Below are 17,918 nucleotides of genomic sequence, written 5' to 3' on the forward strand. Positions count from 1 at the left end.
TCGCTTCACGTTTCACAGGCTCCGCAGGGCGTCCGTGCGGCCGCAGGCAGCTGCGTGGCGGACGCGGTTTCGAGGACGTGGCGCCAGCGCCACAGCAAGGCGACGGCCAGCAACTTCAATCCGACCGGCACCACCGCGTACACCACCGACAAGGCCGCCAGCGCATCGAGCGCCGTCGCGCCGGGCGCGTAGCCGAGGGCAGCGAGTAGCGGCAGCGCCAGGCCCGCGGCGAGCGCGAGGTTGGCCTTGGTCACGAAGTTCCACCAGCCGAAGCAGGCGCCCGCGTGCGAGCCCCCGCCACCTTGCGTATCGTCCCGCGCCAGCAGGTCGGCAAGCAGCGACGGCGGCAGGCTCAGGTCGGCGCCGAGCGCCACGCCGGACAGCACGCAGATCGCGCCATAGGCGAGCAGATCACCCTGCCCGATGGTCGCCGCCCAGCCGAACACCACCACCGCCAGCCCCATGCCGGCCAGCCACGCGCGCAACTTGCCGACCCGCTGCGAGATGCGGACCCACAGCGGCAGGCTGGCCGCTGCGGCGGCGAAATACAGCATCAGGAAGGCGCCGGCGAAGGCGGTGGCGCCAAGCACGTCGGCAACGAAGAACAGCACCGTCGCCGACGGGATGGCTGCGGCGATGCCGTTGACCGCGAACACCGCCAGCAGCCGGCTGAAGCCGGGGACGCGCAAGGCCGCCCCGAGCCCGGCGAGCACCGGGCGCCGGGCGGGTGCCGCGCTTGCCGGCAGTGGCGCCCGCCACAGGGTCCACAGGCCGAAGACCAGCAGCAGCGGGATGAAGACCAGGGCCAGCCGCGCCAGCCCGCCCACCTCGCCACCCTCGGCGGCCAGCAGCGCCGGCAGGGCGGCAGCCAGCATCACCCCGAAAAGCGCGAAACCCTCGCGACTGGCGACGAAGCGCGTGCGCAGCGCGGAGGTCGGCGCCACCTCCGCGCCCCAGGCATTGTGAGCGATGCTCGCCACCGAGTAGCCGAGCGAGACCAGCACCAGCAGCACGAACAACCACAGGGCGCCCGCACCATCCGGCGGCGCAAGCAGGCCGATCATGCCGAAGCCCAGCAGCGGCAGCGCGGCGGCCACCCAGGCACGGCGGCCGGGCCGGCGGTCGAGCGCCCAGCCGATCAGGGGATCGGTCAGGGCATCGACGATGCGCGCGGCCAGCAGGACGGCGCCGACGGTCGCCAGCGGCAGGCCAAGCTCGGCGTAAAGGCGCGGCACATGCACGTACAGCGGCAAGGCCGCAAAGGCGAGTGGCAGCCCGAGCGCGCCGTAGGCGAGCAGGTCCCGCCGCCGAACGCCGTCCGCGTTCATTGCGCGCGTCCGTCGAGCCCGAGCAGGCGCGCACGCAGTTCGGGCTCGCGCGTGCGCGCATCGAGCCAGATGGCGAAGAAGGCGCGCGCGAGAGCGGGGTCGTCGATCTCGGCCGTCAGCCGCCCCTCGTGCCAGAAGCGGGCGCCTTCGCCGGGCTGATGTAGTCCGACCAGCGTGTCGCCCGCCCGCACGGATGGCAGCGCGCGCGCGAGTTCGTCGCGCCAGCGCTGCAGCGTCGCCTCGTCGCGCTCACCCAGGCGGCGGATCTCGTCGATGCTGGTGTCCACCAGCCGGCGGCCGTCGATGTCACGCGCGTAACGGATCGCCAGAGCGTGCGTGTCGTCGCCAGGGGCCTCCGCCCCGCCGGCCACCAGCAGCCGCACGTCGTAGAGCTTGAAGCCCAGCCAACGCATCTCGCCTTCGCCGAGCACGCGCAGCGGCGCGGGCGCAAATTCCTCGGCGGCAGGCAGCACGTAGGCGTGCAGCGGCATTACCAGCAACGCCAGGGCAAGCCCCGCCGCCACGCAGGCGCCAAACCGCGCGCGACGCCGTGTCGCGTTCATCCCGCTTCTCCGACGTGGGCAAAGACGTAGTGATGAACGTCGATGTCACCGGTTTCGAAGCCCGCCTCGCAGTAAGCCAGGTAGAAGCGCCACATTCGGCGGAAGCGTTCATCGAAGCCCTGCGCCTTGATCACCGGCCACTGCGTCTCGAAACTGCAATGCCAGTGTGCCAGCGTGCGCGCGTAATCTCGGCCAAAGGTGAAATCGCCGACCACGGCGAGTCCGGCGCCCTGTGCTTGCCGGCCGACCTCCGCCGGACTGGGCAGCATCCCGCCGGGGAAAATGTAGCGCTGGATGAAGTCGGTGCCGCGCCGGTAGCGCTTGAACAGCGCATCGGCGATCGTGATCGCCTGCACCACACAGCGCCCGCCCGGTTTGAGCAAGGCCGAGAGCTGGGCGAAGTAGGTCGGCCAGAAGCGCTCGCCGACGGCCTCGATCATCTCGATCGACACGACGTGGTCGTACTGGCCGCGCACGTCGCGATAGTCGCACAGGGCGAAGTCCACGCGGTCGGCAAACCCGCCGCGCTCGGCGCGCGCCTGGGCGAAGGCAAGCTGCGACGGCGACAGGGTGATGCCGAGCACGCGGCAGCCGAACTCGGTGGCCGCCACCTCGGCGAAGCCGCCCCAGCCGCAGCCGACCTCGAGGATGGTCTGCCCCGGCTGCGCGCCGAGTTCGCCCAGGATGCGGCGGTACTTGCGCAACTGGGCGTCATGAAGTGACTCGGCGGGCGTGTCGAACACCGCAGCGGAGTAGGTCATCGACGGGTCGAGCCACAGCGCATAGAAATCGTTGCCGAGATCGTAATGGGCCTCGATGTTGCGGCGCGAGCCCGCACGGGTGTTTGCCCGCAACAGGTGGGCGACGCGGTGGCCCAGCATGCGGAACATGCGGCCGTAGATCGCCTCGCCGATGCGGGCGCGGTTGCGCGACAGCAGGGTCAGCAGGCCGGTCAGGTCGTCCGTGTCCCACAGCCCGTCCATCCAGCTTTCGCCGAAGCCGATGTCGCCGCGCGCGAGGGTCTCATCGAACACCGCGTGGTCGCGCACGCGCAGGTGGGCGACCAGCGGCCCGTGGCCCGCACGCAGGTGCGTGCCGTCGGGCAGCTCGATGGCAATCGCGCCGCCGTCGAGGCGATCGAAAATCTCCAGCGCCAGCCGGGTGGCGCGGGGCAGGCGCGACAGCTTGATGCTGGCGAGCGGCTGCAGGGCATGTTCCAGGGCGTTCATCGCGAAGTCTCCTCGAGCGGCGGCAGCGGCTTCGGGTGGAAGCGCACGCGCCGGACGGCCAGGCGCAGGGCCTGCCAATGGATGCGGGCGATCACGCCCAGAGTCATGAAGGGCTGGCGCAACAGCCAGCGTCGCATCGCGCGACCGTCGAGCGCCTCGGCGCGGCCACCGAGGCGGGTCGAGAGCTGCAGCACGCCGCCATCCCACAGGTCGACCGTGACCGCGTGCAGGCCGGGCCGGCGCTCGAAGCGGAAGCGGTATTCGCCGCGCACCGGGAAGAAGGGCGAGACGTGGAAGATCTTGCTCGCGCGCAGTTCGTCGCCGGATTCGATCGGGCGCAGGTCGGGGTGATGCACAAGATAATTGTGGTGCTCGCCGAAGGTGTTGCTGACCTCGGCCAGTACCACGCGCAAGCGGCCGGAAGCGTCGTGACAGAACCAGAAGCTGACCGGGTTGAACACGTAGCCCAGCACGCGCGGCATGGTCTGCAGCACCACCTCGCCGTCGCAGATGTCCCGCAGTCCGTGCGCGTCGAGAATGCGCTGCAGCCAGGGCAACAGGGGCGAACCGTCGCGCGCACCGTGGTCCCGGCGGCGGAAGCTGAAGGCGCCGGCGCGTTCGATGCCAAGCAGCGGCACATGCAATGCGTCGATCTGCGACAGGGGCAGACGCAGGAAGGCGGTGGGATAGACGAAACGGTTGTGCGCGACGACATGGCGCTCGTGCATCACCGCGCCGAAGCACACCGCGGGCTCCAGATCACCGACAGCGGCCGCAGCCGCTTCTCCGCGATCCAGCGCGACCGAATCGCTCACCATGCCCTGCCGGCCTCGACCGCCCCGGCGACGGCGTCACGCCAGGGCACTGCCACACCCATCGACTCCACGACCGCGATCGCCGAACGCAGGCCGTCCTCGTGGAAGCCATAGCCCGTCCAGGCGCCTGCGAACCAGCTGTGGTTGCGGCCCTGGATGCGGTTCAGGCGATTCTGGGCGTCGATGGCGCCGCGGTCGAACACCGGATGCGCGTAGGTGATGCGCTTGATCAGGCGCTCGGGCGCCGGCTCGCGGAAGGGGTTGAGCGAGACGACGACCGGCGTCTCGAACGGCAGCGGCTGCAGGCGATTGATCAGGTAGCTTACCGACACCGGGCGCGCATCGGGCGCGCCCTTCCCGGCCAGGTAGTTCCACGCCGACCACACCTTGCGGCGCGCGGGCAACAGGCTGGCGTCGGTATGCAGCAGCGCGACGTTGTCCTGGTAGCGCACGGCGCCAAGGATGCGCCGCTCCTCCGCGCTCGCCTGCGGCCCGAGGATGGCCAGGGCCTGGTCGCTGTGGCAGGCGAACACGATGCGGTCGAAGCGCTCCGTGCCCTGCGACGAGCTGACCCACACCCCGGTTTCGTCGCGCGAGATCGCCGTGACCGGGCTGTTCAGCCGCAAGTCCTCGATCTTCTGCAACATCCTGCGCACGTAGCTGCGCCCACCGTTCTTTACCGTTAGCCATTGCGGGCGGTCAAGGATCTGCAGCAGGCCATGGTTGTGGCAGAAGCGCACGAAAGTCGCCAGCGGGTAGTCCAGCATCGTGCGCGTCGGGCAGGACCAGATCGCGGCCGCCATCGGCAGCAGGTACCAGTCGCGGAAGGCGTCGCTGTAATCCTCGAGCACAAGGAAGTCGCCCAGCGACAGGTTGGGCAGGCCGCCCTCGCGCGCGAGCTGCGTGGTGTCGCGATTGAAGCGCAGGATGTCACGCAGCATCGTTAGAAAAGCCGGCCGCACGAGGTTGCGCGGCTGGGCAAACACGCTCGCCAGATCCGTTCCGGCCCACTCGATGCCTGGCTCGGCCAGGCTCACGCCGAAGCTCATCTCGGTCTCGACTGCCTCCACGCCCAGCTTCGCGAACAGCGCGCACAGGTTGGGATAGGTGCGGCGGTTGAAGACGAGGAAGCCGGTGTCGACGGGATGCGTCACGCCGCCCAGCGTCACGTCCACGGTGTGGGTGTGCCCGCCGGCCTCGGCGCCGGCCTCGAACACCGTGACCTGAGCATGGTCGGCCAGCAACCAGGCGGCAGACAGGCCTGCGATGCCACTGCCGATGACCGCGACCCGCTCGCCGGGACGCAGGGCGTCGTCAGCACGGTCGCCGAAACCGGACCGGAAGAGATGCTCGGGCGCGTTCATTATCGACGCTCCCGTTCGGGTGCTGCCGAGGTCGCCGCCGGAACGCGCAAGGGCGCAATGTCGGCGCGATGGGCGAACAGCATGAGATCGATGAGCGCCGGGTCCTTGGGCGCCGGGCTTTCGGCGCGCTGCACCGGGTTGCGCGTCGCCTCCGGCTGGACGGCGGCCGCGTGGCCCGCGCCGAGGACCGCCACGATACCGAGGACGAGAGCAGGCACGCTGGAGAGGTTCGCTGCGTATTTCATGATTTGTCCTGGACAAATGTCGATTGCAATTGAACAGTAGGTCACAGCGACCACCATGTCAATGCTTTGTCCTGGACAATTTTGCATACTTCCACGAACCGGCTTGCGGTATTACGCTTTAGCCATCCCCAGTCCCTCGGGAGCACCCCCTGGAAACGCCCGTCCCCACCACTTATGAGCTCGTCTCCGCCCTCGTCGGCGGCATCGGCCTGTTCCTCATCGGCATGCACATGATGACCGAGGGGCTGAAGCTCGCCGCCGGCCGCGCGCTGGAAGGGCTGCTTGAGCGCGGCACCGCCACGGCGCCGCGCGGACTCGCCGCAGGCATGACCATCACCGCGCTGGTGCAGTCGTCGACGGCCGTCACCGTCGCCAGCATCGGCTTCGTCAACACCGGCCTGCTGTCGCTGAAGAACGCGCTGTGGGTGATCTTCGGCTCCAACGTCGGCACGACGATGAACGCCTGGCTCGTTGCGGCCCTGGGCTTCGGCTTCAGGATTGACGCCTTCGCCCTGCCCTTCGTCGGCATCGGCGCCGTGCTGATGCTGGCCGGTCGCACCCTGCGCGCACGCGCGCTGGGCCAGGCGCTGGCCGGGTTCGGCGTGCTCTTCCTCGGCATCGACGTGCTCAAGGACAGCTTCTCGGGTGTCGGCAGCATGATCGACCTGCAGGACTTCATCACGCCGGGCGTCGCCGGCTGGCTGATCCTGATCGGTATCGGCACCGTGCTGACGGTGCTGATGCAGGCCTCCGGCGCGGTCATCGCCATCGTCATCACCGCGGCGCAAGGCGGGCTGCTGACGGTCGAAGCCGCCTGTGCGATGGTCATCGGCACCAACATCGGCACCACCTCCACCGCCATCCTGTCGGCGATGGGGGCCACCTCCAACGCGCGCCGCCTGGCCGCGGCCCATGTGCTGTTCAACTTCGTGACCGGCGCGATGGCCCTGTTGATGCTCCCGCTGCTAATCACGCTGCTCGGTGTGCTGCGCGAGTGGTTCGAGCAACCGGCGACACCCGCGGTCATGATCGCGATGTTCCACACCGCCTTCAACCTGCTCGGCGTGCTGCTGATGGTGCCGATCGCGCCGCTGATGCTACGCACGCTCGCGGGCCACTTCCGCACGCGCGAGGAGGAAGTGGCGCGCCCCCACTACCTGGACACGAACTCGCTGGCGATTCCCGACCTCGCGATCCACGCCTTGCGCATGGAACTCGCACGCACCCAGGGCTTCGCAGTTGCTGCGCTGGCGGCAGCCAACCGCCTGCCGCCGGACGAAGCGAGCGTCGAGCACGAGACCTCGGCCCTGCAGGCGCTGGCACCCGCCATAGGCAACTACGCCCGCCAGTTGAGTGCCGCGAGTCTCCCTCCCGCCCTGGTCGAGACGCTCGCGCACTGCCTGCGCACGCTGCAGTACCAGGAGACGACGGCCATGCTGATGCGCGAAGCGGTCGCGCTCGCCGGCAATCTGGCGCGCACGGCGACACGCGACTTCTCCGCCGAGATCGAGACCTTCCGCCAGTCCGTCGCCCACCTGGCAGAAGCCGCCGACCCCGAGCGTCCCGACTTCAGTCCCGGCGCGGTGTCGGTGCGCCTCGAGGAGGCGGAGGCGCAGTACCAGAAACTGAAGGAAGCCCTCCTGCTCGGCGGCGCACACGCGCGCCTCGACATTCACACGATGCAGGACTGGCTTCGCCTGGCGAGCCTGGAGCGCCGCGCGACCGAACAGGTGGCGAAGGGCGCGCGCATGCTCGCGGCGCTGGAAGAAGGCACGTCGGCCGCCGAAGTGGCGCGCAACGACGAGGCCGAGCGCACCGGAAACGACCCGATCGAAGCGGCCGACGCCAATGCCGGCTGAAGCTCAGTCCGCGTTTTCGCGGGCGCTGCGCCATTCGCGCAAGGCGGCAAGAGTGTCGTCCAGATCGCCGACCACGCGCACCCCGGGCAGACGGCGCTGACGGTCGCGCACCGCGGCGCCACCCGCCCACAGGGCGATACGCGGCGGCAGGCTGGCGCGCAGTTCCAGCAGGTCGTCGATCGCCTGGCGCGACGGGTAGGCGATGCTGAACGACAGGCCGACGATGTCGAAGTCGCCGCCGGCCGCTGCATTGCGGATATCGGCCAGCGGCGTGCGCGTGCCGAGCGACACGCAGGACGCGCCCTCGGGCACGAGCATGGCTTCTGCCATCAGCAGGCCCAGCACATGCACCTCGTCGGGCAGCGTGGTGAGCAGGATGCGCGGCCGCCCGCCGGTACCGGCCTGCGCACCGATGGCGCTGCGCAGCAGGTTCTGCACCTGCTCGGAAAACAGATGTTCCTCGGACACCTCCAGTTCGCCGCGCAACCAGGCTTCGCCCACCGCCGTAGCCAGCGGCGCCACGGTCTCGGCGACGAAACGCTGAAGCCCCTGCTTGAGCAGAGCCTGGCGCAAGCCGGCCGCCAGTTCCGCGCTGCGGTGCAGGCAGACGCATTCGAGCAGGCGAGTGTCGCAGCCGCCCTCCTCCCCGGCGCCGGCGGCACGCCCATGCTGTGCGAGCAACTGCATCAGTTCTTCGGATGACGCGCCGCAGATCTTCGCCGGCCGGTGACCGTGATCCAGCAGGCGACGGATCAGGCGCAACTTCTCGACCTGCTCCGGCGGGTACTGGCGCTCGCCATGGGCATCGCGCGCGGGCGCCGGGAAGCCGTAGCGGCGCTCCCACACCCGCAGGGTGTCCTTGGGCAAGCCGGTATCGCGCTCGACGGCGGCGATGTTGAATGCGATCTCTTCCGGAGGCGCGGCGTTCATGCGGGACCAGGTTCAGGAGTGGGAACGGTAAGGCGGACAAACCGTCGTCCGCCGCATGCGAATGCTAGGCAGCGACATCGGTTTTGTCCACGACAAAATGCCGAACCCGAGATGCGACCCCAGCCGGTTTGCCGGCGCCGATGCCCGTCCCGCGCACAGGCTCCCGCAACGAAGCCGGTACAATGCGGCCCCATGGACACCGCGTTCGCGTCACCCCCTTACCCCGCCTCCACCTCCCGCACGCCGCCGTCGGCGCTTCACATTCTCGAGCACGTCTTCGGCTACCCCGCCTTCCGCGGCGAGCAGCAGGCCATCGTCGAGCACGTGGCGGCGGGTGGCGATGCGCTGGTACTGATGCCGACCGGCGGCGGCAAGTCGCTGTGCTACCAGATCCCGGCCCTGATGCGCGATGGAACGGCCATCGTCGTTTCGCCGCTGATCGCGCTGATGCAGGACCAGGTCAGCGCACTGGTCGAGGCCGGCGTGCGCGCGGCCTTCCTGAACTCGAGCCTCGACATGGACGCCGCACGCGCCGTCGAGCGCGCCTTGTGGGACGGCGAACTCGACCTGCTCTACGTCGCGCCCGAACGGCTGATGACGCCGCGCTTCCTCGACCAGCTCGACCACCTGCGCGACACCCACCGGCTGGCGCTGTTCGCGATCGACGAAGCCCACTGCGTATCGCAGTGGGGCCACGATTTCCGCCCGGAGTACCTGCAGCTTTCCATCCTGCCCGAGCGCTACCCGTCCATCCCGCGCATCGCGCTCACCGCCACGGCCGACCGCCAGACGCGCGAGGAGATCGCCGAACGCCTTAACCTGACCCACGCGCGTCGCTTCGTCTCCAGCTTCGACCGCCCCAACATCCGCTACACCATCGTCGACAAGGACGATCCGCGCCGCCAGCTGCTGAACTTCATCCGCGAGGAATGCCCGGCGCAGGCCGGCATCGTGTATTGCCTGTCGCGACGCAAGGTGGAGGAAACCGCCGCCTGGCTGCAGGAACAGGGGCTGAACGCCCTGCCCTACCACGCCGGCATGACCCAGGAAATGCGCGCCGAGCACCAGACCCGCTTCCTGCGCGAGGACGGGCTGATCATGGTGGCGACGATCGCCTTCGGCATGGGCATCGACAAGCCCGACGTGCGCTTCGTGGCCCACCTCGACCTGCCGCGCTCGATCGAGGGCTACTACCAGGAAACCGGCCGCGCCGGTCGCGACGGTCTGCCCGCGCAGGCCTGGATGGCCTGGGGCGCGCAGGACGTGGTGCAGCAGCGGCGCATGATCGACGAGTCCGAGGCGAGCGAGGAGTTCAAGCGCCTCGCGCGCAACCGCCTCGACGTGCTGGTCGGCCTGGTCGAGGCCACCACCTGCCGCCGCCAGCACCTGCTCGCCTATTTCGGCGAGGAATCCGGCCCCTGCGGCAACTGCGACAACTGCCTGAACCCGCCCCAGACCTGGGATGCCACCGAGGCCGCGCGCAAGGCGCTGTCCTGCGTCTATCGCACCGGCCAGCGCTACGGTGCCGGCCACCTGATCGACGTGCTGCGCGGCGAACTCACCGACAAGGTCGTCGAACGCGGCCACCAGGACATCACCACCTTCGGCATCGGCAACGAACTCGACGAGAAGCGCTGGCGCACGGTGTTCCGTCAGCTCGTCGCGCGCGAACTCGTGGCGGTGGACCACGAACGCTACAACGCTCTGCGCCTGACCGACGCCGCCCGCCCGCTGCTGCGCGGCGAGGCCGAGTTCCACCTGCGCCTCGAGCGCGAACGCGAACGCGGCAAGAGTCGCAGCAAGCGGCGCAACGCCCCCCTCGACATTCCCGACGGCATCCCCACCACGCTGTTCGACCGCCTGCGCGCCTGGCGATTCGCCACTGCCAAGGAGCGCAACGTGCCGGCCTACGTCGTGTTCCAGGACGCCACGCTGCGCGAGATCGCCATCGCCCGCCCGCAGACGCTGTCCGAACTGGCCTCCATCAGCGGCATCGGCGACCGCAAGCTCGAGGCCTACGGCGAGGCCATCCTGGCGCTGACGCAGGAGACCGCCTGACGCCTGCGGGCGATTCGGGCAGAACCCGTTAGCTCCGTCACACGCCAGAAGCGTGCTCGACACTATATTCGCCACATGTTCGCAACCACTGCTGCGGGCTCTGGCCAGGCGCGCCACGAACCGCAACACGCTCTCTAGTCACTTCATGCCCCTGATCCGGACCCTGCTCTCCCTCACGCTCACTCTCGGCGCCCTGCCGGCGATGGCTGCGCCAACGCCCGCCGACACGCAGCCGGGAGGCGACGACGTCTTCGACATGAGTCTCGAGCAGTTGATGGACGTCGTCGTCACCTCGGTGTCGAAGCGCTCGCAGCCGCTGTCTGCCACGGCCGCCGCGGTGCACGTCATCAGCGCCGACGACATCCGCCGCAGCGGTGCCACCAACGTGCCTGAGGCGCTGCGCCTGGCGCCGGGCGTGAATGTGGCGCGCTTCAGCAACAACCGCTGGAGCGTGTCGATCCGCGGCTTCGGCGGGCGCTACGCCAACAAGCTGCTGGTGCTGCAGGACGGCCGCAGCCTGTATTCTCAGGCCTATTCGGGCGTGTTCTGGGAGTTCAACGACATCCCGCTGGAGATCGTCGAGCGCATCGAGATCGTGCGCGGCCCGGGCGCCTCGATCTGGGGCGCCAATGCCGTCAATGGCGTCATCAACATCATCACCCGCAATGCGCGCAGCGCGCAGGGCAGCCAGCTCGCAGCCACGGCGGGCACCGAGCTGCACGGCAGCCTGTTCGCCAGCCATGGCCTGGCCCTGTCCGACGACGCCCATCTCGAGCTGCACGCCAAATCGCAGTACGTCGAACCTTCCACGACGCTCGAAGACGGCCCGGCGCGCGACTTCTGGCGCACGCGACAGGCCGGTTTCCGGCTCGACGCCAAGGCGGGCGGCGACAGCCTCCGCTTGCAGGGCGCGGTGCGCGACAGCGCCGCCGGCGACCATTTCCTGCAACGCACGCCGCTCATCGATGCACCGGCACACTCCTACACCAGCGTCGGCGAGAACGCCTACCTGCTCGGCCGCTGGGAGCACCTGTCCGGCGAGGGCATCACCCACAGCGTGCAGGCCTACGTCGAGAAATCGCGCCTGGACATCCTCGCCGGCAGCGAACGGCGCAGCACCTTCGACATCGAATACCAGCAGCAGCGCAAATTCGGCGCAGGCGTTGACCTCGTATGGGGCGGCAGCTGGCAGCACACGCGAGACGAACTCCGTGGCCGTGCGCCCTACGTCACGATCGAGAACACCCGCGACCGCGCCGAACAGTTCAGCCTCTTCGCCCAGGGCGAGTTCGCACTGGTACCCGAGCGCTGGACCTTGACACTGGGCAGCCGGGTCGACCTCAAGGACGACGCCAAGCTCGCCTTCCAGCCGAATGCGCGCATCCTGTTCACCCCCGACCCCGCGCACAGCCTGTGGGCATCCATCGCCCGCGCTGCACGCACCGCCACACGGGCCGAGCAGGCTCCGGTGGCCACCCTGCCTGCCCGCAGCACCGGGCTACCGGGGCCAGTCAGTCATGTCGTGCCCGTCGTCTATGGCAACCCCGACTTCGGCACCGAGTACGTGCGCGCGCTCGACCTCGGCTGGCGGGCCAACTGGTCGCGGACGCTGGGCACCGAGATTGCGGCCTATCACTACCGCTACAGGGATCTGCGCAACGCACGGGTGAATGGCGATTACATCCTCGCCCCCTTCGGCGCCCCCGGCTTTCCGTACGTGATCCAGCCCCTGCTGCTCGACACCAGCGAACGCACCCGCGTCACCGGCATCGAATTCAGCGCCGACTGGCGCGCGCTGCCCGCCTGGCAGCTCGCGGCCAGCTTCAGCCTGCACCGCATGTCGCATAGCAGCATGCCGCGCAGCTCGGAGTTCTCCGAAGGCACGCCCGAGCGGATCTTCTCGCTGCGTTCCGCCTACGACCTCGCCCCCAACGTGCAGTGGGATGTGTGGCTGCGCCATTCGAGCGCAACCAGCACCTACTCCTTCAGCCCGACCCGCCGGATCGACCCGCACTGGGGGCTGGACATGCGCCTGGGCTGAAAGGTCAATCGCACGCTCGAACTGTCCATCGTCGGCCAGAACCTGCTCGACCACCGCCGTGCGGAGGCCATCAACGAGCCGCTACCGTCGATCGTCAACGAGATCGAGCGCAGCGTATACGTGAAGGCGAACTGGCGTCTCTGAGCCCTCCATGATGTCGCGCCTCTGGCCACGCCTGTCCCTGCTCCGCGGTCTCGTCGTGGCCGCGGTGACGCTCGCCGTACTGGTCGCGGGGGCCGCCCGCGCCAGCGACTCGATCGAGGAGGCACGCGTCAAGGCGGCCTTTGTCCTCAACTTCATCAAGTTCACCAGCTGGCCCGACGGACAAGGTGAGGCGGCGCCAACGCTCACGCTGTGTGTGACCGGCGGCTACGCGCTTGCGGGCCAGCTCAACGCCCTCGCCGGCCGCAACGTGCAGGGCCGCCAGGTGCGACTGCAGCCGCTGGAAGCCCAGGGTGGCGATGCGCAATGCGACGCGGTCTTCGCCACCATGACCGACGCCGTGACCCTGCGCAGCCTGCAGCAGCTCACCGGCCGGCGCGCCGCACTCACCATCAGCGACCAGCCCGGTTTCGTCGCCCAAGGTGGCATGATCGAACTGAAGATCGTCGATGGCCGCGTGCGCTTCGACGTCAACCTCGCCGCGGCCCGTGCCGCCAACCTGATGCTGAGCAGCCAGCTGCTGCAGCTCGCCGACCGGGTCGTGCAATGAGATTCCGTGACCTGCCCATCGCCAGCAAGCTCACCCGCATCGTGGCCGGCACCACCGGCACGGCCATCTTGCTCGCGATGCTGGTGTTCGCCGCTGGCGCCATCTACAAGGTCCATCGCGCCGCAGACCAGCGCATCCACACGCTGGCCCGTCTCACCAGCCAGAACAGCCAGGGCGCCCTCGCCTTCCTCGATCCGCGCGCCGGCACCGCCATCCTCGGCGCACTGCAGGCCGATCCGACGATCCGGCACGCGCGCCTGCTCGATGCCAACGGCACACCGCTGGCAAGCTACGACGCACCCGCCGCGGCACACGATGCCGACGCGGCGGCATGGCTGATCGCGCGCCTGCTGCCCACCCGGCTGAGCTTCCGCGAGCCCGTCACCGCCGGCGGCGAGACCATCGGCCGGCTCGAGATCGAGGCGGACATTACTGACACGTGGCGCCAGTTCAGCCTGGGTCTGCTGCTGCTGTCCTGCATCGCGGCGCTGGCCGCCGCCGTGGCCGTGCTGCTGGGACTGCGGCTGCAGTGGCACATCACCGCGCCGATCAGCGATCTGGCCCATGCGGCGGGCGAGGTGATCCGCAACCAGCGCTACGACGTGCGCGTGAGCAAGTTCGGCAACGACGAAGTCGGTGCCCTGGTCGACGAGTTCAACCGCATGCTGACCGAAATCGAGTCCCGCGGCCAGGCCCTGCTCGAACACCGCGACAACCTCGAGCGCGAGGTCGAATCCCGCACCGCCGAGTTACGCCAGGCCAAGGATAGCGCCGAGGCCGCCAACCAGGCCAAGTCGCGCTTCCTGGCGACAATGAGCCACGAGATCCGCACGCCGATGAACGGCATCCTCGGCATGACCGAGCTGCTGCTGTCCTCGCCGCTGACGCCCGAACAGAACCGCCATGCACGCGCCGCACTGCAGTCCGGCGAGGCGCTGCTGGCCATCCTCAACGATCTGCTCGATTTCTCCAAGATCGAGGCCGGGCGGATGGAACTCGAGCACATCCCGCTCGCGCCCGCACGGCTGGTGAACGAACTGGTCGAACTGCACGCGCCCATGGCCCGCGACAAGGGTCTGAGGCTTGAAGCCCGCGTCGCCCCCGCGGTACCTGCCGCGGTGATCGGCGACCCGACGCGCATCCGGCAGATCATCCACAACCTGGTGAGCAATGCGCTCAAGTTCACCCCCAGCGGTGGGATCACGATCGAGGTCGATGCACATCGGGGCGCCACGCCCGACCAGACGCTGCTCGACATCGAGGTCAGCGACAGCGGCATCGGCATCGACCCGAGGCTGCTGCCAAAGCTGTTCGAGGCCTTCTCGCAGGCCGACAATTCCACCACCCGCCGCTTCGGCGGCACGGGGCTCGGCCTGGCCATCGTGCGCCAGCTCGTCGAACTGATGGGCGGCCGGATCACCGCGCAGAGCGAGCCGGGCCGCGGATCGCGCTTCCGCCTGAGCCTGCCGATGCCAGTTGCGCCGGCATCCGCACTGCCCGACGCCCAGGCCGTGCCGCCCGAGGCACCGGCGGGCGCCGCAAGGCAGGGCGCGGCCGGCACATCGGGACGCTGGCAGGAATTGCGCGTTCTGCTGGTCGAGGACAACCCGGTGAACCAGGCGCTGGCCGCGAGCCAGCTGAAGAGCCTGGGCTTCACCGTCGAGCTCGCGGAGAATGGCGCCGAAGCAGTGACCGCCTGCCAGCGCACGCAGTTCGACTTCATCCTCATGGACTGCCAGATGCCGGTGATGGACGGCTTCGAAGCGACCCGCCGCATCCTGGCCGATCGCCAGGACGTCACGGGTTGCCCGATCGTGGCCATGACCGCCAACACCATGCAGGGCGACCGCGAACGCTGCCTCGAGGCCGGCATGGTCGACTTCCTCGCCAAGCCCTATCGTCAGGCCGAGCTGGTCGAGGTCATCGCGCGTTGGCTCGATGCCCCCGAGAGCAAGGCTGTCGCAGCGGCACCCGCCCCCGCCGAGGCGGTCACACCCACCCCCGCGCCGGCGGACGCGCTCGACACGGCCGTATTGCGGACCATCGCGGCGCAGCACTCGAGCGGGAACGCCCTGCTGCGCAAGGTCGTCGGCGTGTTCCGCGAGGACGGCCGCAGGCAGCTCGAGAGCCTGCAGGCCGCGTGGCACAATGGCGACATAGCGACTGCCACACGGGCAGCGCATACGCTGAAATCGAGCAGCGCATCGCTAGGCGCGCTGTGGCTTTCCGCCCGCTGCCGCGAGGTCGAACTGGCCTTGCGCGCCGGAGACACCGCCCCCATCGATGCGGGAATCGTCGACATCGTGCAAGGCTTCGAGACGGCCGTCACGGCGCTCGACGCGGCACTCGCCAACATGGAGACGCAGCTTGCCTGAACGGGCACGGATCCTCATCGTCGACGACGACCCCGTCATCCGCCTGCTCGCCGGCAGTGCGCTGACCGACGTCGGCCACGAGGTCGTCGACGCCGAGAGCGCCGAAGCCGCCATCCCCTTGCTCGACGAGGCACGGCCGGACATCGTCCTGCTCGACCTGCAGATGCCGGGCATGGGCGGCCTGGCCTTCTGCGCCTGGCTGCGCACGCAACCCGCTCTCGCCCGCCTGCCCGTGCTGGTGATGACCGCGCTGGACGACAGCGGCACGATCCAGAACGCCTTCGACGCCGGCGCCTCCGATTTCATCGCCAAGCCCTTCAACTTCAGCATCCTCGCGCATCGCGTGCGCTTCCTGCTGAGCGCGCGAGACACCTTGCAGGCGCTCGAAGCGAGCCGCCGCAACCTGCAAGAGGCGCAGGTCATCACCCGCCTCGGCAGCTGGGAGCTGAACCGCGCCAGCGGCGTCGCGCTGTGCTCGGACGAGCTATACACCGTCCTCGACGTCGATCCGCAGGAGGCGCCCGCGACCGTGCAGCGCTTCATGCAGGGCGTACACCCGGACGATCTCGAACGCGTGCAGCAGGGCATAACACAGGCCATCGAGCGGCACGAAGCGCTGGACATCATCCACCGCTTCCTGACGCGCGAGCGCCAGGTGCGCTGGATCCATCTGCGTGTGAAGTTCGAGTACGACGCCGACGGACAGGCGGTGCGCTCCTACGGCACGGTGCAGGACATCACCGCCCAGCGCCGCATCGAAGAACGCATCGACTACCTGACGCGCCACGACCCGGTCACCGGGCTCGCCAACCGCGCGCGTTTCACCGAGGCGCTGGACGAGCGGATCGCGCAGCATCCCGCGGGCACGCTCAGCGCCGTCATCCATATCGACCTCGACCGCTACCAGCGCGTCAATGACAGCCTGGGGCACGAGGCCGGCGACGCCCTGCTGCTGCAGGTGGCGCGCCGGCTCGCCCAGGCCCTTTCGGGCAGCGCGCGCCTGCCTGGCGAGACGGTACCGGCCGCCACGCTGGCGCGCTGGGGTGGCGACGAGTTCATGGTTCTGCTGGCCGATCTGCCGTCGGCGCATGAGGCCAGCCGCGTCGCGCAGCGGCTGCTGGGCGCCATCCGGCGCCCCTTCCGCAGCGGCGACAACGAGGTGATGCTGGACGCCCGCGCCGGCATCGCCATTCATCCGGCGGATGGCAAGTCCGCCTCCGAGCTGATCAGCGCCAGCACCGCAGCAACGCACCACGCCAAGAGCCACGACGTTCGCGACCTGCAGTTCTACTCGCCCGACATCAACACCGACGCCCGCCTGCAACTGCAGCTCGAAGCCGAGCTGCGGGCGGCATTGGCAAGCGCGGACGGCGACGGCCTGCTGCTGTACTACCAGCCCAAGTACGACCGCGAAGGCGCAATCTGCTGCGCCGAGGCCCTGATCCGCTGGCAGCACCCGACGCTCGGCCTGCTGCCCCCCAGCCGCTTCATCCCGCTCGCAGAAGAAACCGGCCTGATCATTCCGCTCGGGGAATGGGTCATCCGCCGTGCCTGCCGCCAGTTGCGCGAGTGGGGCGACGCCGGCCTGCCGATCGTCGGGGTGGCGCTCAATCTCTCTGCCTCGCACTTCCTCGACGCCGGGCTCTTGCCCTTGCTGGTGGCCGAGACCGAGCGCTGCGGCGTACCGCAGCACCTGATCGAGCTCGAGCTGACCGAGAGCATGATCATGCAGGACACGGAGTTCGTGCGCGCGGTGCTGCGCGACATGCACGAATACGGTTTCCGCCTCGCGCTCGACGATTTCGGCATGGGCTACTCGTCGCTGAGCCAGTTGAGCTTCCTGCCGCTGGACACGCTGAAGATCGACCGCGCCTTCATCCAGGACATGCTCAGCGTGCCGCGCCAGGCCGCCATAGTCCGCGGCATCATCGCGCTGGCGAAAGGGCTGGGCCTCGAAGTGGTGGCCGAAGGCGTGGAGACCCTCGAGCAGGCCGAAGCCTTGCGCCGCGAAGGCTGCGACCTGGTTCAGGGCTACCTGTACGCAAGGCCGCTCCCTGCCGACGAATTCGCGCGACGGCTGATCGCCTGAAGCAAGCGCCGTTCTCGCCGATCGGGATGTCGGATTTTTTTACACTCACTTCCGCGATCAACGGAGAACGAGCAAATCTGGCACTCACGCATGCGCCGTTTGTCATAAAAAGCAGACTTGCTACCATGCGCATAAAAATCGGTGCGTGAAGGTTGTCACGCTGCCGTCCGACAAAATCGCGCTAGAAGCTGAATGCCCGGCGGGACTTACGGTAGGGATGTCGGGGGTTCTTACATTTACCGCTCACCCTCGTACCAGTGGCATTCAAATCGCTGCGGAACGGCATTCGATCTCCCACGAAATCCAGGCA

General features: G+C 69.0%; 13 protein-coding genes. 6 read left to right on the top strand and 7 right to left on the bottom strand.

All coding sequences use genetic code 11. The features are described from left to right. Positions 1-5: 5 nt before the first annotated feature. Genes CGK74_RS01680 through CGK74_RS01705 form a run of 6 tightly spaced genes read right to left on the bottom strand, consistent with a single transcriptional unit; the run spans position 6 to position 5,544 of the window. A complete protein-coding gene (locus tag CGK74_RS01680) occupies positions 6-1,328 on the bottom strand; it encodes an MFS transporter (protein ID WP_094266799.1) in 1,323 nt (440 codons plus the stop codon). Continuing rightward, the gene (locus CGK74_RS01685) at positions 1,325-1,891 is read right to left on the bottom strand and encodes a chalcone isomerase family protein (RefSeq protein WP_094266800.1); all 567 of its coding nucleotides are present in this window, start codon (positions 1,889-1,891) and stop codon (positions 1,325-1,327) included. The genes CGK74_RS01680 and CGK74_RS01685 overlap by 4 nt, the downstream gene beginning before the upstream one ends. After that, positions 1,888-3,120 carry an SAM-dependent methyltransferase gene (locus CGK74_RS01690; protein ID WP_094266801.1) on the bottom strand — a complete coding sequence of 411 codons (1,233 nt, stop codon included), beginning with the start codon at positions 3,118-3,120 and terminating at the stop codon, positions 1,888-1,890. Before CGK74_RS01690 ends, CGK74_RS01685 begins: the two co-directional genes overlap by 4 nt. After that, complete coding sequence (locus CGK74_RS01695) at positions 3,117-3,938, bottom strand: DUF1365 domain-containing protein (RefSeq protein ID WP_206186152.1); 822 nt, start codon at positions 3,936-3,938, stop codon at positions 3,117-3,119. Before CGK74_RS01695 ends, CGK74_RS01690 begins: the two co-directional genes overlap by 4 nt. Beyond that, positions 3,932-5,299 carry an NAD(P)/FAD-dependent oxidoreductase gene (locus CGK74_RS01700; RefSeq protein WP_240498591.1) on the bottom strand — a complete coding sequence of 456 codons (1,368 nt, stop codon included), beginning with the start codon at positions 5,297-5,299 and terminating at the stop codon, positions 3,932-3,934. Before CGK74_RS01700 ends, CGK74_RS01695 begins: the two co-directional genes overlap by 7 nt. Then, the gene (locus tag CGK74_RS01705; protein ID WP_094266802.1) at positions 5,299-5,544 is read right to left on the bottom strand and encodes a hypothetical protein; all 246 of its coding nucleotides are present in this window, start codon (positions 5,542-5,544) and stop codon (positions 5,299-5,301) included. The genes CGK74_RS01700 and CGK74_RS01705 overlap by 1 nt, the downstream gene beginning before the upstream one ends. 224 nt (positions 5,545-5,768) lie before the next feature. On the opposite strand from CGK74_RS01705, the gene CGK74_RS01715 reads away from it, so the two are divergent. Then, on the top strand, positions 5,769-7,403 hold the full coding sequence (locus tag CGK74_RS01715) for a Na/Pi cotransporter family protein (protein WP_094266804.1): 1,635 nt from the start codon (positions 5,769-5,771) through the stop codon (positions 7,401-7,403). Between the two features lie 3 nt (positions 7,404-7,406). On the opposite strand, the gene CGK74_RS01720 is transcribed toward CGK74_RS01715, so the two are convergent. Then, positions 7,407-8,333 (bottom strand): MerR family transcriptional regulator, encoded by a 927-nt coding sequence (locus tag CGK74_RS01720; RefSeq protein ID WP_094266805.1) that lies wholly within the window; start codon positions 8,331-8,333, stop codon positions 7,407-7,409. Between the two features lie 192 nt (positions 8,334-8,525). Here CGK74_RS01720 and recQ point away from each other — a divergent pair, with 192 nt between their 5' ends. The 5 genes from recQ (at position 8,526) to CGK74_RS01745 (ending at position 17,608) form a co-directional block, all read left to right on the top strand. Continuing rightward, complete coding sequence (recQ, locus tag CGK74_RS01725; protein WP_094266806.1) at positions 8,526-10,391, top strand: DNA helicase RecQ; 1,866 nt, start codon at positions 8,526-8,528, stop codon at positions 10,389-10,391. A 145-nt stretch (positions 10,392-10,536) separates the two neighbouring features. Continuing rightward, positions 10,537-12,432: a TonB-dependent receptor plug domain-containing protein gene (locus tag CGK74_RS01730; protein ID WP_094266807.1), complete on the top strand. Its 1,896-nt coding sequence runs from the start codon at positions 10,537-10,539 to the stop codon at positions 12,430-12,432. 151 nt (positions 12,433-12,583) lie between these two features. Then, on the top strand, positions 12,584-13,144 hold the full coding sequence (locus tag CGK74_RS01735; RefSeq protein ID WP_094266808.1) for a YfiR family protein: 561 nt from the start codon (positions 12,584-12,586) through the stop codon (positions 13,142-13,144). Continuing rightward, positions 13,141-15,519, top strand: a complete 2,379-nt coding sequence (locus CGK74_RS01740; RefSeq protein ID WP_094266809.1) for an ATP-binding protein — start codon at positions 13,141-13,143, stop codon at positions 15,517-15,519. The genes CGK74_RS01735 and CGK74_RS01740 overlap by 4 nt, the downstream gene beginning before the upstream one ends. Next, complete coding sequence (locus CGK74_RS01745) at positions 15,512-17,608, top strand: putative bifunctional diguanylate cyclase/phosphodiesterase (protein ID WP_165770031.1); 2,097 nt, start codon at positions 15,512-15,514, stop codon at positions 17,606-17,608. The genes CGK74_RS01740 and CGK74_RS01745 overlap by 8 nt, the downstream gene beginning before the upstream one ends. Positions 17,609-17,918: the final 310 nt, after the last annotated feature.

Source organism: Thauera propionica (assembly GCF_002245655.1).
GTDB classification, from domain to species: Bacteria; Pseudomonadota; Gammaproteobacteria; order Burkholderiales; family Rhodocyclaceae; genus Thauera; species Thauera propionica.

What these genes read in the sequence shown, in the direction of transcription:
- CGK74_RS01685 (WP_094266800.1), bottom strand. Translation starts at nt 1,891, where the DNA reads ATGAACGCGACACGGCGTCGCGCGCGGTTTGGCGCCTGCGTGGCGGCG.
- CGK74_RS01715 (WP_094266804.1), top strand. Translation starts at nt 5,769, where the DNA reads ATGCACATGATGACCGAGGGGCTGAAGCTCGCCGCCGGCCGCGCGCTG.
- CGK74_RS01740 (WP_094266809.1), top strand. Translation starts at nt 13,141, where the DNA reads ATGAGATTCCGTGACCTGCCCATCGCCAGCAAGCTCACCCGCATCGTG.
- CGK74_RS01700 (WP_240498591.1), bottom strand. Translation starts at nt 5,299, where the DNA reads ATGAACGCGCCCGAGCATCTCTTCCGGTCCGGTTTCGGCGACCGTGCT.
- CGK74_RS01695 (WP_206186152.1), bottom strand. Translation starts at nt 3,938, where the DNA reads ATGGTGAGCGATTCGGTCGCGCTGGATCGCGGAGAAGCGGCTGCGGCC.
- CGK74_RS01720 (WP_094266805.1), bottom strand. Translation starts at nt 8,333, where the DNA reads ATGAACGCCGCGCCTCCGGAAGAGATCGCATTCAACATCGCCGCCGTC.
- recQ (WP_094266806.1), top strand. Translation starts at nt 8,526, where the DNA reads ATGGACACCGCGTTCGCGTCACCCCCTTACCCCGCCTCCACCTCCCGC.
- CGK74_RS01690 (WP_094266801.1), bottom strand. Translation starts at nt 3,120, where the DNA reads ATGAACGCCCTGGAACATGCCCTGCAGCCGCTCGCCAGCATCAAGCTG.
- CGK74_RS01730 (WP_094266807.1), top strand. Translation starts at nt 10,537, where the DNA reads ATGCCCCTGATCCGGACCCTGCTCTCCCTCACGCTCACTCTCGGCGCC.
- CGK74_RS01680 (WP_094266799.1), bottom strand. Translation starts at nt 1,328, where the DNA reads ATGAACGCGGACGGCGTTCGGCGGCGGGACCTGCTCGCCTACGGCGCG.
- CGK74_RS01735 (WP_094266808.1), top strand. Translation starts at nt 12,584, where the DNA reads ATGATGTCGCGCCTCTGGCCACGCCTGTCCCTGCTCCGCGGTCTCGTC.
- CGK74_RS01705 (WP_094266802.1), bottom strand. Translation starts at nt 5,544, where the DNA reads ATGAAATACGCAGCGAACCTCTCCAGCGTGCCTGCTCTCGTCCTCGGT.